The organism is Pseudodesulfovibrio karagichevae (assembly GCF_041414475.1).
In the GTDB taxonomy this organism is placed as follows: domain Bacteria; phylum Desulfobacterota; class Desulfovibrionia; order Desulfovibrionales; family Desulfovibrionaceae; genus Pseudodesulfovibrio; species Pseudodesulfovibrio karagichevae.
Genome location: NZ_JBGLYH010000001.1, coordinates 137,952 through 153,710 on the forward strand (window position 1 = coordinate 137,952; position 15,759 = coordinate 153,710).

Below are 15,759 nucleotides of genomic sequence, written 5' to 3' on the forward strand. Positions count from 1 at the left end.
AGGAGGGGGACATGCAACGCACGATGAAGACAGCGACGGCTGCGGCGGCCCTGATGGTCCTGGCGGCCGGCCTGGCCTGGGCCGCGCAGCTCCTGAGCGTCCAGGTGCGCGCCGGGCAGCTGCGGGACAAGCCGGGCTTCCTGAGCAAGGTGGTCGGCGAACTGGAGTACGGCGACCGGGTGGACCTGAAGGCCGAGAAAGGCGACTGGCGGCAGGTCAGGTCCATGGGCGACGGCCGGTCCGGCTGGATGCATTTTTCCGCCCTGACCGAACGGGAGATCATCCTCAACCCCACGGACAAGGACGTGCAGGCCGCCGCCAGCTCGGATGAGCTGGCCCTGGCGGGCAAGGGGTTCAACAAGCAGGTGGAGGACCGCTACCGGAAGCAGACCCGGCTCGACTACGCCCAGGTGGACGAGATGGAGAAGATCGCGGTCCCGCAGAAGTACATCCGCGAGTTCATCCTGGCGGGCCGCCTTGGAGGCGCCCAGTGAGACGCAGGCGCTTCCTGAAGACCCTGGCCATGGCCGCCCCGCTCCTGCTTTCGCCCCTGGCGCCCAAGGCCTTTGCCGGGCTGTTCGACGGACTGGCCGACGTCCTGCCCGACGAGGTCGCCTCCGTGCTCAAGAGCGGCAAGAAGCTCATCTCCGGGTTCGAGGACATCACCCCGGAGCAGGAGCACTACATCGGCCGAGCCGTGGCCGCCGTGATCCTGTCCAAATACCCCTACTGCAACCACCGCAACGGGCAGCGCTACGTCAACGTCATGGGCCAGGCCCTGGCCCAGGCCTCGGACCGGCCCGAGACCTTCGGCGGCTACCATTTCCTGATCCTGGACACCCCCGAGATCAACGCCCTGTCCGCGCCCGGCGGGTTCGTGTTCGTGACCAAGGGGCTGCTCGGCTGCTGCGGGTCCGAGGACGCCATGGCCTCGGTCCTGGCCCACGAGATCGGCCATGTGCAGCGCAAGCACGGGCTCCAGGCCATCCAGAAATCGCGCATCACCGAGGGGGCCACGGCCCTGGCCCTGACCGGCACCGCCACCCTGTCCGGGGGCAAGCTCAAGGAAGTGACCCGGGCCTTCGACGACTCCATCCAGGACATCACCACGGCCATGATCGACAGCGGGTACTCGCGCTCCTTCGAAGAGGAGGCCGACCACGACGCGGTGGCCATCATGCAGCGCATGGGCTACGACCCCAACGCCATCGTGGACATGCTCAACGTCATGCGTACGCGTTTCACCCCGCAGAGCAAGGGGTTCGCCCGGACCCACCCCTCACCCACGGACCGGATCAACAACGTCCTGACCATGATCGGCAAGTACCACCGACCCGTGGCGGTCAAGCCGCGCAACGACCGGTTCGCGAGCATGACCAAGGGGCTGTAGGGTGCTCCCGAGCCTGAAGAAGGGCCTGGCCGGGCTGGCCGTCGGCCTCATCGGCGCGGCCCTGGCCCTGGGGGCGCAAGCTCTGGGCTGGCTCGAGGTCCCGGAGAACCTGACCTACGACCTCCGGGTCCGGGCCCTGGCCCGACCGGGGGCGGCCACGGACCGCATCCGCCTGGTCCTGCTCGACCAGAAGTCCCTGGACTGGGCCAAGGAGTCCTTCGGGCTCGGCTGGCCCTGGCCCCGGCAGGCCTATGCCCCCATGGTCGATTTCTGCAAGCGTGCCGGAGCGGCCTCCCTGTCCTTCGACGTGGTCTTCACCGAGCCGTCGGTCTACGGGGTGGACGACGACCGAACCCTGGCCGAAAGCCTCCGCGCCATGGGACGGGCCGTGCTCGCGGCGTCCTTCGCCCGATCGAACGGCTCCACCGAGGCCTGGCCCGCCCACGTGCCCGAGCCATCCTTCACAGTCGGCGGCGACGGCCCCCTGCCCGAGGCCGGGGTGGCCGCCTTCCCCATCCCGGACCTGACCGGCGGCGTTGTGTGCGTGGGCAACGTCAACGTCTCGCCCGACGCGGACAACGTGTACCGAAGCTTTCCCCTGCTCCTGAAGTTCCACGGCCGGTACGCGCCCTCCCTGCCCCTGGCTGCGGCCCTGGCCGGAAATCCCGAGCCGGTGGCCCTTGCTCCGGGCATGCTGACGGTGGGCTCGACGCGGGTGCCGCTCACATCCAGCGGCGACGCCATCCTGAACTACCGGGGCCGGGGCGCGTACAAGGCCTACGGCGCGGCCGCGCTCATGGAGAGCGGCATGCGGCTGGCCGAGGGCGGGCGGCCCGTGGTGGACCCGGCGGACCTCAGGGGCAGGCACGTGCTCTTCGGCTTTTCGGCCACCGGGCTGCTCGACCTGCGCTCCACGCCCTTGGGCGGGATCTCGCCCGGCGTGCTGGTCAACGCCACGGCCCTGGACAACCTGCTGTCCGGCGACTTCCTGCGCGCAGCCCCGCCGTGGACGGACGCGGCGTCCACCCTGCTCCTGGCCGTGCTCGGCGGTCTGGGCGTGACGCTCCTGTCCAGCCTTTGGGGGGCGGTGGCGGTCTCGGCCTTCACCCTGGCCGCACCCGTGGCCCTGGGTTCGGCCCTGTACCTCCAGGGCATCCGCTCGGGCATGGCCGAACAGCTGACCGGGTGCCTGGTCGCCCTGTTCCTGGCCGGGACCTGGAAGTACGCCACCGAGGGCCGCCGCAGGCGGTTCATCAAGTCCGCCTTCAAGCAGTATCTCAGCCCCAAGGTCATCGACCAGCTCCTGCTGCACCCCGAGCGCCTCTCGCTCGGCGGCGAACGCCGGGAGCTGACCATCTTCTTCTCGGACCTCCAGGGGTTCACCTCCATCTCCGAAGGACTGAGCCCCGAAGAGCTGACCGGGGTGCTCAACGATTACCTTTCGGCCATGACGGACATAATACATTATTATGATGGGACCGTGGACAAGTACGAGGGCGACGCCATCATCGCCTTCTGGAACGCGCCCATGGACCAGCCCGGCCACGCCCTGCTCGCGGTCAGGGCGGCCCTGGCCTGCCAGGCTCGGCTGGCCGAGATGCGCCCGGCGCTCAAGGAGCGCACCCGCGCGGACGTCCTCATGCGCATCGGGCTGAACACCGGCCCGGCCGTGGTCGGCAACCTCGGCTCCAGGGAGCGCTTCGACTACACCATGCTCGGCGACGCCGTGAACCTGGCCGCCCGCCTGGAGTCCATCAACAAGCAGTTCGGCACCTACACCATGATCTCCCGGGCCACCCTGGACCGGCTCGGCGGCGAGATCCCGGTCCGTGAGCTCTCCAGCCTCCGCGTGGTGGGCAAGAAGGAGGCCGTCACCGTCTACGAGCCCATGCCCGCCGAGGAACACGAAAGGCGTCGCGACGACCTCGCCATGTTTGCCCGGGGGCTCGCCCTGTTCCGGTCGGGAGACTTCGCGTCCGCCGCCGCCCTCTTCGAGGCCATCGCCCCCCGCGACCCGGCCGCCGCCAGCTACGCGACCAAGTGCGCGGAACTGGCCGCCGCTCCGCCCGAACATTGGGACGGGGTCTGGACTATGACCGGCAAATAGCCCGCGCAGCCGGGACTATGCGCGTGCGGACGCCCCGGCCCCGGCGGCGCGGGAGGTTCTCAACAGCGCATTTCGGCCATGCTCTGCTCGCCGTTTTTTCATGGCACCCCTTGGGGACCGAAACCCACTGCAAGTAATCCGAAGATTGGACCAATTCCTTTTTTATGAAATTTTATCCTTTTATCCAAGTATGTTGAAGGTAGCAAAAAACCCGCTTTTCATGGGGAAAACCATTCGTCGACCACTTTTTTTTAAACAGGGGTATGTTTAAAAAAATTTACAACAGTATTTATTCACTGTTAACAACCGTTTCAAATCCGCCTTGCAACCCCAGCCGGGAGTACCCCCCTGGACGCTTTATCCACACCATAACCCACTGGCTTATTGAATTATTTAATATTGACTAAAAAAAGGTCAATGCGTATAAAATAGGACAGATTGCTCACTCAAAATTTCGGATCACGTTCATACCAAGGAGACCACCATGGCCGACAACAGCATACACGAGTTACAGATTTCGCTCCCCGGCAATGGCAACACCGAGGTGTATCATCTTGACGCCGACACCCCGGTCAGATTCAACTTCGACCCGTCCAACGCCGTGTTCACCGGCGAGAACGGCAACCTCGAGATCGCGGTCGACGGCGGCGGGACCATCATCCTCGAAAACTACCAGGCGCTGGCCGACTCGGGCCACCTGCCGTTGTTCGAGATGCCCAGCGGCGAGATGGTGGCGGGCGACACCTACATGTTCGCCTTCGCCGGGCCCGACCAGAACGGCGACATCGAGACGGCCGCGGGAAACGCCGCCAGCGGCTCCGGCGCGGGCCAGTACACCGATGACCACGGCGCGCTGTTCGACGGCATCAACGCCCTGGGCGGCCAGGGCGACGCCTACGATCCGCACGCCTTCCCGACGTCCGATCCCGTCACCGGCATACTGCTCGACAACACGGCCGCCCCGGAGAACGCGGCGCCGACCCTCGACCTGTCCACGCGCACCGTCACCTTCGTGAGCGAGGATGCGCAAAACAACAACATGATCGGCGTCTACCAGCTCGACGCGAACGGCAACCCGACCAATCCCGAGATCATTCTCCTGGACTCGAACACCGCCACGCCGGGCCAGGTGCTGACCACCATCGAAGACGGACAGGAACTGCACTACTTCCTGGTGGTCGGAGCGGACCACGCCGGGGGCAACCCCGTCTTCACTCAGGACGCCTCCGGCAAATGGGTGATCTCCTTCGACGGAGACCCCAATTCCTATGACGTCCGCTTCGACGATTACAACGGCGCGAATCTGAACCACGACTTCGAAGCGACCTTCCGGTTCACGGTCAACGACCAGGGCCGCGTTATCGCGCTGGACGACCAGATGCGCAATTCCGACAGCCCCCTGGGGGACGATGACGACGACTTCAACGACACCATCATCCAGGAAAACGCCAACGCGGGCACCGGGTTCGACAACACCTTCCACGAGGGCCTCAACCCGGTCCACATCGCGGGCGAGGTGAACATCTCGGACGCGGATTCGGCAAACATGTCCCAGGCGGTCATCACCCTGACCAACGCGCAGGCCGGAGACTCCCTGAACATCGACACGACCGCCCTGTCGTCCCTGGGCATCACCGTCACGATCAGCAGCGACGGCTCGGTGATCACCCTCACCGGCGACACGACCATCGCAAACTATGAGTCCGCCATCGAATTGATCACCTTCAACAACACCTCGGCCAACCCCGACACCACCGACAGAATCATCGAGGTCCAGGTCTGGGACAACCACACCTCGCCGACCGGGGCCGCGAGCAACGTGGCCACGGCGACCATCGAAGTGGTCGCCAACCTGGCCGATGCCCACACCCTGCTTGCCAATCCCACCTACGGCAACAGCGCCTCGGCCTCGACCTCCGGCAGCGTGGCGGCCGCCATGGCGACCGGCAACGTGCTCGACAGCTACGGCTCCGAAGTCTCGGCCGCGGTCGCTATGGACTCGGTCGCGGGTGCCTGGGGCACCCTGTCGATCGCCGCCAGCGGCGAATGGACCTACACCCCGTACGACAGCGCCAGCATCGATACCACCGGCCTCGACCATCCCACCGTGGAGACCTTCACCTACCAGGTGGTCGACAGCGCCACCGGCGGAGTCGAGACGGCGACCATGTACATCCCCGTGCATGTCGACACCAATGCCGCGACCAGTTTAGGTGTCGGGTTCCACCTCGGCACCAACGGCAACGACGTCTTCTACGGCCATGACAACGGGAACACCATCCTTGCCGAAGACGGCAACGACTTCGTATACGGCGGTGCGAACGGCGACACCATCTACGGCGGCTCGGGCCATGACTATGTCAGTGGAGGCGGGGGCAACGACACCATCTACGGCAACTCGGGCAACGACATCCTGGTAGGCGGCGCGGGCAACGACCACATCTACGGCGGAACCGGCAACGACGTCATCTGGGGCGGCTCCGGAAACGACACCATCGACGCCGGCGACGGCAACGACACCGTGTTCGTCAGCTCCGGGCACGACACCGTGGCCCTGGGCACGGGAGCGGACACCATCGTGGTCGACCCGACCTACCTGACCTCCGGCGAAGGCGGCGGGTCCATGACCGTGACCGACTACAACATCACCGAAGGCGACCATCTCGACCTGAGCCACCTGTCAAGCGGCGTGGTGGAACTCACCTCCACCAGCTCCAGCGGCGACCTGGTCCTGACCTTCTCCGACGTGAACCACGCGGGGAACAGCATCACCATCACCCTGCAGGGCGTGATGTCCAGCTCCCACGACGCGATCGCCCAGCATGCGACCGTGGACCTCTCTGCCACCGGCGACGACCTGAACCATGTGATTCAACAGATCATCGACAGCAGCCACACCGTCTAAACAATCCTCGCTCCCGGCCCGGTCCTGCGGCCGGACCGGGAGCGAATTCCCTCGCGCCCTCGCCGTTCGAAGAGGACCGCCCCCCCGGCACCGGCTTGCCTCAAGGCCGCCCGATCGGGTCAATACCCCCACGAGCCGGCGAGATACGCCCTCTCCGCCGCCCCGCCCGCCTGCGGCGGACGCCCACCGCGCACGACACGACCATCTATATGTATTGATGGAAACCGCCCATTCGCGCCCGACGCATTTTTGGACCTTCAAGCCGAGGGCGAAACGACTCAGAACCGGCATGAAAACAATAATCATTTTTAATTATATTTTTTCCACCAACAAAACCGGTGAATTGAATGTCAAAATGAGGCTGAAGTAGATGGGGAAAACTGCAGCGCCGCACAAAATTTACTAACTATTACTTGTTGAAAACTTTAAACAGCCCATAAAATTCGTCAAAAAACAAGCATATGAACACCCCCTGCAACTCCTGACAAAAATGGCCGTCGATTCACTTTGTCCACAGTTTAACACACTGTATTGCAAGACTTTTTCGTAATTGACTAAAAAACAGACCATGGATATATTTGCCCTCAGACGATCCGAACAGAATCACTTCAATTCATACTCCCGAGGTTCACCATGGCGGACACGACCAATCAGCAGCTTCATATTTCGCTCCCCGGAGCCGGCAATATACAGACCTACCACCTCGACGCCGACACTCCGGTCAAGTTCGACTTCGACCTGGGCAACGCCGTGTTCGCCGGGGAGAACGGCAACCTCGAAATCACCGTCGAGGGCGGCGGCACCGTGGTTCTCGAGAACTACGAGCCCCTGGCCGACACGGGCAGCCTGCCGCTGTTCGAGATGCTCAATGGCGAGCAGGTGGCCGGAGACGTCTACCTCTTCGCCTTTGAGGGCGCGAACCAGAACGCGGACCTGGAGACCGCGGCGGGCAACGCGGCCGGCGGTTCGGGCGCAGGCCAGTACAACGACGACGCAGGCACCCTCTCCTCCGGCATCAACGCCCTGGGCGGCCAGGATGACGCCTACGGCACGCACGCCTTCCCGACCCTCAGCGGCGCTCTGGGCCAGCTCGCCCCCGTCGCCCCCATTGCGCCCACGGCCAACGACGACAGCGCGTCCATCTCCGAGCAGGGCGACGCCGACTTCGCCATCGGCCGCCACCTCGTCTTCGTGGACAACATGGAGCAGTACCAGGAGGCCGCGCACCTCGCCTCCAGCGGCGACGGACCCGCGGTGAGCGAGTTCTTCCCCCTGTCCACGGGCGGCGGTTTCTACATCAATTATCCCAACCCGCCCCAGACGGACGGGACCATCCAGGGCAACGTCATCGACAACGACATCGACCCGGACACTCCCCACGACCAGTTGTCCGTGTACACCATGGACTTTGACGGCGTGAACCATGATGGCGCGGATCCGTCGGAGGTGCGGATCGAGTCCGACGACACCGTGATCGTCGGCAAGTACGGCGTCCTGGTGGTGGATGCCGACGGCCACTGGGAATACACCCTGAACCAGAGCTGGGCCGACGCGCTCAACGAGGGCGAGTCCTACGACGAGGTCTTTCACTACAACATCACCGATCCCGGCGGGCTCGTCTCCGACACCGCCACCCTGACCATCACGGTCAACGGCGCCAACGACGCGCCCGTGGCCCACGACGACCTGAACGTCCAGGCGGTGGAAGGCGGCGACTCCAGCGACTACGGCCTGCACGCCAGCGTGTACGACGCCGACATGAACGGCGGCGCGGGCGGCGACGTGGCCGTGCATGACAGCGAGCACCACGACTATACCCAGGACGGGTCCGTGGTGGTCCACGGCAACGTCCTGTCCGGCGACGACGCGGGCTCCGTGGCCGACACCGACGTGGACAGCGGCGACTCCCCGGACGGCCAGACCATGTTCGTGATCGGCGCATACTCCCACGCCACCCAGACCATGGACTACGTCCTGCCCGACGAGCAGAACCCCGATTTCACCCCCTCCGCCGACCAGGCCTACGACCAGGCCCGGATGGACCCGAGCGCTTCGGTCACGGTCAACGGCGAGTTCGGCGTGCTGACCATCCACGCGGACGGCTCCTACGACTACCGCCTCTACACTCCCGAGGACGGCGACGCGTACAACGCCCTCAACGCCCTGAACTACGGCAGCGAGGACAACGTGGACGCCTTCTCCTACGGGATCATGGACGACTCCGGGGCCTTCAGCTACGCCAACATCTCCTTCACGGTGAACGGCGCCAACGACGCGCCCGTGGCCATGGCCGACACCAACAACGTGGCCGAGTTCGGCCTCAGGTTCGCGGGCGACGCCGACTACTCCGCCGTGATCTCCGGCAACGTCATCGCGGGCGACGCCCACGGCGGCGTGGTCGACACCGACGTGGACGACACGCAGATGTTCGTCTCCTCGGTCTCGTCCCAGACCGACCACAGCGGCACCCTGTACACCGACGACAACATGGACCCGAACGGCTCCGTGACCATCGACGGCGAATACGGCACCCTGACCATCCACACGGACGGCAGCTACGACTACACGCTGCACAACGAGTGGGACAACGTCCAGGCCCTGCAGGAAGGCGAGGAGAAGACCGACGTATTCACTTACACCCTGACCAACCCCTACGCCGACGGCGTGTACAGCGAACCCGCCACCCTGACCATCACCATCAACGGGGCCAACGACGCCCCGGTAGCCATGGCCGACAGCGCCACCCTGACCGAGTCCGTGGACGACGCGGCCCCGGCCACCGTGAGCGGCAACGTGCTGGCGGGAGACGACCACGGCGGCGTGGCCGACACCGACGTGGACAACCAGACGACCGACTTCACGGTCACCTCCGTCACCGGCCACGGCGGCACCGATGCCGACGCGACCGGCGGATTCGACATCGTCGGCCAGTACGGCACCCTGCACATGAACGCGGACGGGTCCTACACCTATACGGAAAACCCGGAGGCCACCAACTTCCTGAACACCGACAGCGATCCGGTCACGGACACCTTCACCTACACCATGTCCGACAACCAGGACGGCCACCCCGGCACCTCCTCCGCCACCCTGACCATCACCATCAACGGGGCCAACGACGCCCCGGTAGCCGTGAACGACATCAACGTGGCCAAGGAAGCGGGCTTCTACACCGACGGCTTCGACGCCGCGGGCAACGTCATCCATGGCCAGGACCTGCTGGGCGGACTGATCAACATCGGCGGCGACTCCGACGCGGACAGCTCGACCCTGACCGTCACGCACGTCACCGCCGACGACAACGCGGGCAGCGAAGCGGACATCAGCGGCGAGACCTCCATCGTGGGCAAGTACGGCACCCTGTACATCGAATCCGACGGCTCCTACCACTACGAGGTCGCCAACGACTCCCAGATCGTCAATGAACTGAACGCCCTGGACCATCCCACGGACAGCTTCACCTACACCGTGTCCGACGGCCAGGGCGGCACCGCCACCGCCACCCTGGAAATCACGGTCCTGGGTTCGGACGACGCGCCCACGGCCGTCGACGACGCCAACAACGGTTCCGTGGTCGAAGCGGGCGCGACCGAGGCCGGCAACCAGTTCGCCCACGGCTTCGTCCTGGCCAACGACAGCGACGTGGACAGCTCCGTGATCTTCGTGACCAAGATGGGAGCCGGGGCCGAGGGTTCGGAAACCGGCGGCCAGAGCTCCGCGAACCTGATCGGCTGGTCCTCGGTCGAGGGCCAGTACGGCACCCTGTACTTCAAGCCCACCGGCGAATACCGGTACGAACTGAACAACGACGACCCCGACACCCAGGCCCTGGCCCAGGGCCAGGTGGTCCACGACGAGTTCAACTACACCGTCAGCGACCTCCTCGGGGCGACCGACACGGCCACCCTGTCCATCGAGGTCACCGGCTCCAACGACGCGGCCACGATCACCGGCGACTCCACCGGGGCCGTGACCGAGGACGTGAGCGTCACCGATGCGGGCCTGCTGACCGATTCCGGCCGACTGTTCGCCTCGGACGTGGACAACCCGGACAACCTGTTCCAGGCCGACACCATCACCGATTCCCAGGGCGGCACCTTCCACATCAACGCGGACGGCACCTGGACCTACGAGATCGACAACGGCTCGGTCCAGCACCTCGGTGAAGTGTCCGGCGTGAACAGCGGCTTCTCCAACGATTTCATCGTCCATTCCGCCGACGGCACCGAGCACACCGTGACCGTGAACGTGAACGGCGTGAACGACGCCCCGCTGGGCGCGGACTTTTCGGTCCACGGCGGCGACTACGGCGCCCCCGTGCACATCGACTTCGACCAGGCTCCCATCAGCGACGTGGAAGACGACTACGCGCCGGGCGACGGCCTGGACACCGGGGTGGTCATCACCGGCCTGCCGGACCACGGCGCGCTCTACTACGGCGACCATGAGGTGACCCAGGAAGACATCGATAACGGCACCCGGTTCGACGACCTGGACAACTTCACCTACAAGGGCGATGCCCCCGCGACCCAGGGCGTGCTCCTCGGTTCCCGCCTGGCCGAAGACGCCGGGCTGGACACCTGGGGCGAGCCCGAGGACAACTCCACCCGCCAGCTTTCGGTCGACACCGACGGCGACGGGAACCCGGACGTGACCATCACCACGCACATCAGCGAGGGCAAGCTCAAGGTCTACGCCGACCAGCAGGACCACATCGACCACGGCCTGGCCAACCCCAGCCACAACGGACTCGACTCCGGCGAGACCCTGACCATGACCTTCGAGGGCAGGGACGTGTCCTACGCCGAGATCGGCTTCGGCGGCCTGGGCGGCTACTTCGACCACGGCAGCCAGCAGAACGGCCAGGCCACCTGGGCCGTGTACGACAACGGCCAGCTGATCGCCTCGGGCACGGTCGACAACTCGGTCATGACCTGGACCAACGCGATCACCGGCCAGTCCGGGACCATCACCGGCGGCGACGGCGACACCTTCCAGTCACTCGTCCTCGACCAGACCATCCTGGGCGGCGAGCACTTCGACAAGGTCGTGTTCGGCACCACCGAGGACGGCCCCCGCGACTGGAACGCCAACTGGGAGCTGCAATACGTGGACGTGGAGTTCGCCGGAACCGACACCATCACCTACCGGCCCATCGACAGCGAGGGGCAGGTCAGCGACGGCGACTACACCGTGACCGTGGACATGCTCCCCGGCTCGGTCAACGAGGACCCGGCCGCCGTGAACGACGCGGCCTCGGTCCACGAGCCCAACGGCGACGGCCTGGACTACTCGGTCTCGGCCAACGTCCTGGCCAACGACGTGGACGCGGACAACACGCCCGGCGAGATGTCCGTGACCAAGGTGACCTTCGGTGACACCACCGTGGACTTCGCCGCACACCAGATCACCGGAACTCACGCGGAATGGGGCGCGGACGGCACCGTGACCATCCACGGCGAGCACGGCGACCTGGTCATCGGCGCGAACGGCGACTACACCTACACCGCCACCGACAACACCCTGGCGCCCGGCGACGCGCCCACCGAGACTTTCACCTACACCATGACCGACGGCGACACCGTGGACAACGACCCGGTTTCCCAGACCGCCGACCTGGTCATCACCGTGAACGGCCTCAACGACGCGCCCGACGCCGTGGACGACGGCGTGTCCGGCCTGACCGGCGCGACCCACGACGTGGCCCTGAACATCGCCAACGGCTTCGCGGCCGACGGCATCACTATCGTCGAGGACCAAACCACCGACCATACGGTCATCCACGACACCTTCGGCCTGGGCGTGAAGACCGGCCCCGGCGACAACTCGGCCATCGATACCACCCAGGGCGCCGAGAAGGTCACCTTCCAGTTCGACGATCCGCAGACCCATGCGACCATCACCCTGGCCGACTTCAACAACACCGACCACGACGACGACGCGATCATCACCCTGCTGAACGCGGACGGCGAGGTGGTCGGGACCTACAACGTGGGCGTGGACCAGACCGACCCGACCATCGACCTGACCGGCTCCGAGCCGTTCGTGTACGTGGTCGTGGAACCGGCGGGCAGTTCCGAGGACGGCTTCTACGTCCAGTCCATATCCGGCCAGGTGGCCGACTACTCGTCCACGGACGGGGCCATCGTGGTGGCCGAGGACTCCTCGATCTCCATCAACGTCCTGGCCAACGACACCGACCCCGACCTGCCCAACGACCACCTGTCCATCACCGGCCTGGGCGACCCGGCCCACGGCTCGGTGGCCGTCGTCAACGGCGAGGTCGTGTACACCCCGGACGCCAACTACAACGGCGCGGATTCCTTCACCTACACCATCACCGACGACCACGGCGCCACGGACACGGCCACGGTCTACCTGAACGTGACCCCGGTGAACGACGCGCCCGTCGCCGCGAACGACACCGTCACCGTGCTCGAGGACCATACCGCCACCGGCAACGTCATTGACGGAACGCCCGGCACGCACGCGGGCCAGGACTCCGACATCGACGGCGACAGCCTGACCGTGACCCAGTTCACGGTCCACGGCGACACCGCCACCTACGGCGCGGGCGAGACCGCCCACATCGACGGCGTGGGCGACCTGGTCATCAACGCCGACGGCTCCTACACCTTCACCCCGGCGGCCGACTACGACGGCGACGTGCCCACGGCCACCTACACCGTGACCGACGGCAACGGCGGCTATGCCTCGGCCGACCTGGCCATCGACATCACCCCGGTGGACGACAATACCCCGCCCGTGGCCGTGGACGACACCGGCTCCGGCTCGGGCTCCATCACCGGCGACGGCGGCGTGATCGGCAACGTGGAAGGGTCCGACGCGTTCCACCTGGTGGCCCAGGAGTACGACGCCCAGTCCGGCAAGTGGGTGCAGGCCACCTTGAGCGACTGGGGCAACAACAACGGCTCCCACTACGGCGTGGAGTCCGCCTCGGGCGGCAAGGGCAACGGCAACGGGAACGGCGGCAACAGCGGCGACGACAAGTTCATCGAGAACAACGGCAACGCCGAGCGGCTGCTCATCCAGTTCGACGACCCGCAGACGTCCGTGAGCCTCAAGCTCACCGGCGACGGCAACGGCCAGGAATCCCTCCAGGCCTGGGACGCCGACGGCCACCCGATCAACGACCTGGTCATCAGCGAATCCGGCGACGTGGTCACGCTCTCCAGCCCGACCGCCGTCATCGGCACCGTCGTGGTCATGGCCGACCCCGACGATCCCAACGCCTCGGTGGCCCTCAAGGAGGTCACCGGCTCCGATCCGGTAGACCATCTGTCCGGCACCTTTGAAGCCGCCGTGATCATGGGCAACGTGCTGGCAAACGACCACGACGCCCAGGACACCGACTACACCGACGGCCCGGGCTTCCCGGCCGGTTCCACGGAACTGACCGTTACCGGCGCGGCGGCGGGCGACCTGGACAACCTGACCCAGGCCGAATACGACCAGCACCTGGCCAACGGCGACTTCAACGGCGACTCCGGGACCTTCAGCCTGACGGACGACGGCGCGGGCGCAACCGTGCACGGCCAGTACGGCGACCTGGTCATCGCCGACGACGGGGCCTACACCTACACCACCCACGACGGCCTGCCCGCAGGCGACTACACCGAGTCCTTCACCTACCAGGTGTCCGACACGGACGGCGCCGTGGACTACGGCGTGATCGAGGTCAATGCGACCATCAACACCCTGGTCGCCCACGCGGAACTCGGCCACGGGGCCATGGTCACCGACACCCAGGAACCCGCCTACCAGTGGCAGAGCGGCTGGGGGCATGACATCAACTTCACCAACCAGACCGACGGCAACCCCAACGAATGGCAGACCCTGGCCCACGACATGGGGCTCAAGGTGTCCGCCACCATCGACGGGTTCCCCGCCTGGGTGGGCGAGCAGTCCAACGGCATCGGCGTGAACACCCCGATCTTCCCGGACAGCCACAACATCGAGAACGCGCCGCTGTTCCATGAGGCCCTGACCCTGGACTTCGGCCAGGAAGGACACGACCTGCCCGAGCAGCTCTATCTGATGCTCAACGACGTCAGCACCGGCGAGGGCGTGGTCTTCCGCATCACGGACAGCAACGGCCACACCTTCACCGTCAACGTCGGCTCGGGCGGCAACAACGCGACCTACACCGACGGAACGGGCACCGTGGTGCTGACCAAGGCCAACAACAACCAGTACTACATCGCCGGCAGCCACGGGGAGGCCGACGGCACGGGCGAGCTGCTCATCAAGTCCGTGACCATCACCGGCGCGAACTGGACCTCGTTCTCGCTCAACTACATCAACGCCACCATGGGCGGCGAGTGGGTCCAGCACGGAACCACCGGCGAGCTGACCCTGCCGCCCGTGAGCGGCTCCCTGTTCGCCAACGTGTACAGCTCGGACGACGCGGCCATGACCGCGGCCCTCGTGGGGTCGGGCGTGGGCGCCTGGGGCACCGTGCAGATCGCGGAAAACGGCCAGTGGACCTACACCCCGAACGAAAACGTCCACTCCATCACCACCGACGGGCTGACCGCGCCCACCGTGGAGCAATTCACCTACCAGGTGACCGACTCCCACGGGCTGACCGACACCGCCACCCTGTACGTCCCGGTGCACGTCAACACCACGGCCTTCCACGGCACGGACGGCGCCGATCAGTTCTCCGGTACCGACGGCGGCGATCTGGTCTACGGCCAGGACGGCAACGACATCATCAGCGGCCATGGAGGCAACGACTTCCTCTACGGCGGCGCGGGCGACGACACCATCTACGGCGGCGCGGGCCACGACTTCATCAGCGGCGGCGACGGCAACGACCACCTGTACGGCGGCGACGGCAACGACTACCTGTTCGGCGGCAACGGCAACGACACCCTGTGGGGCGGGGCCGGAAACGACTTCATCCACGCCGGGGCGGGCGACGACACCATCTTCGTCAGCTCCGGGCACGACACCGTGACCCTGGGCGCGGGCGCGGACACCATCATGATCGACCCGTCCTACCTGACCCCGGGCGACGGCGGCGGGTCCATGACCGTGACCGACTTCAACATCGGCCAGGGCGACCACTTCGATCTGAGCGCGCTGACGGACGGCGTGGTGGACGTCACCTCCGCCGGGGACAGCGGCGACCTGGTCCTGACCATCGCCGACGTGAACCCCGCGGGCGACGACATCACCATCACCCTCCAGGGCGTGCTGCCCCCGACGCACGACGCGGTGGACCACCATGTGAACATCTCCGCCTCGGGCGACGACCTGAACACGGTGATCCAGCACATCATCAGCTCGGGAGGGCATTCGTCCTAACCGACGAACATTCCCCGGCCCGGC

Annotated in this window: 5 protein-coding genes; all 5 read left to right on the forward strand. The window is 66.0% G+C overall.

Features of this window, described 5'->3' with window-relative positions; genetic code table 11:
- Nucleotides 1–11: 11 nt before the first annotated feature.
- The 5 genes from AB6M95_RS00580 to AB6M95_RS00600 all read left to right on the forward strand — a co-directional run bounded on the left by AB6M95_RS00580 (nt 12) and on the right by AB6M95_RS00600 (nt 15,735).
- A complete protein-coding gene (locus AB6M95_RS00580; RefSeq protein ID WP_371384784.1) occupies nt 12–494 on the forward strand; it encodes an SH3 domain-containing protein in 483 nt (160 codons plus the stop codon).
- Nucleotides 491–1,390 (forward strand): M48 family metalloprotease, encoded by a 900-nt coding sequence (locus tag AB6M95_RS00585; protein ID WP_371384785.1) that lies wholly within the window; start codon nt 491–493, stop codon nt 1,388–1,390. The genes AB6M95_RS00580 and AB6M95_RS00585 overlap by 4 nt, the downstream gene beginning before the upstream one ends.
- A gap of 1 nt (nt 1,391) precedes the next feature.
- Entirely contained in the window at nt 1,392–3,497 is a 2,106-nt protein-coding gene (locus AB6M95_RS00590; protein ID WP_371384786.1) for a CHASE2 domain-containing protein, read from the forward strand.
- Between the two features lie 484 nt (nt 3,498–3,981).
- On the forward strand, nt 3,982–6,402 hold the full coding sequence (locus AB6M95_RS00595; protein WP_371384787.1) for a VCBS domain-containing protein: 2,421 nt from the start codon (nt 3,982–3,984) through the stop codon (nt 6,400–6,402).
- Nucleotides 6,403–7,035: 633 nt separating this feature from the next.
- Nucleotides 7,036–15,735 (forward strand): cadherin-like domain-containing protein, encoded by an 8,700-nt coding sequence (locus tag AB6M95_RS00600; protein WP_371384788.1) that lies wholly within the window; start codon nt 7,036–7,038, stop codon nt 15,733–15,735.
- Nucleotides 15,736–15,759 lie beyond the last annotated feature (24 nt).

Excerpts from the sequence above, each read along its gene's own strand:
- AB6M95_RS00580 (WP_371384784.1), top strand. The coding sequence starts at position 12 with ATGCAACGCACGATGAAGACAGCGACGGCTGCGGCGGCCCTGATGGTC.
- AB6M95_RS00595 (WP_371384787.1), top strand. The coding sequence starts at position 3,982 with ATGGCCGACAACAGCATACACGAGTTACAGATTTCGCTCCCCGGCAAT.
- AB6M95_RS00600 (WP_371384788.1), top strand. The coding sequence starts at position 7,036 with ATGGCGGACACGACCAATCAGCAGCTTCATATTTCGCTCCCCGGAGCC.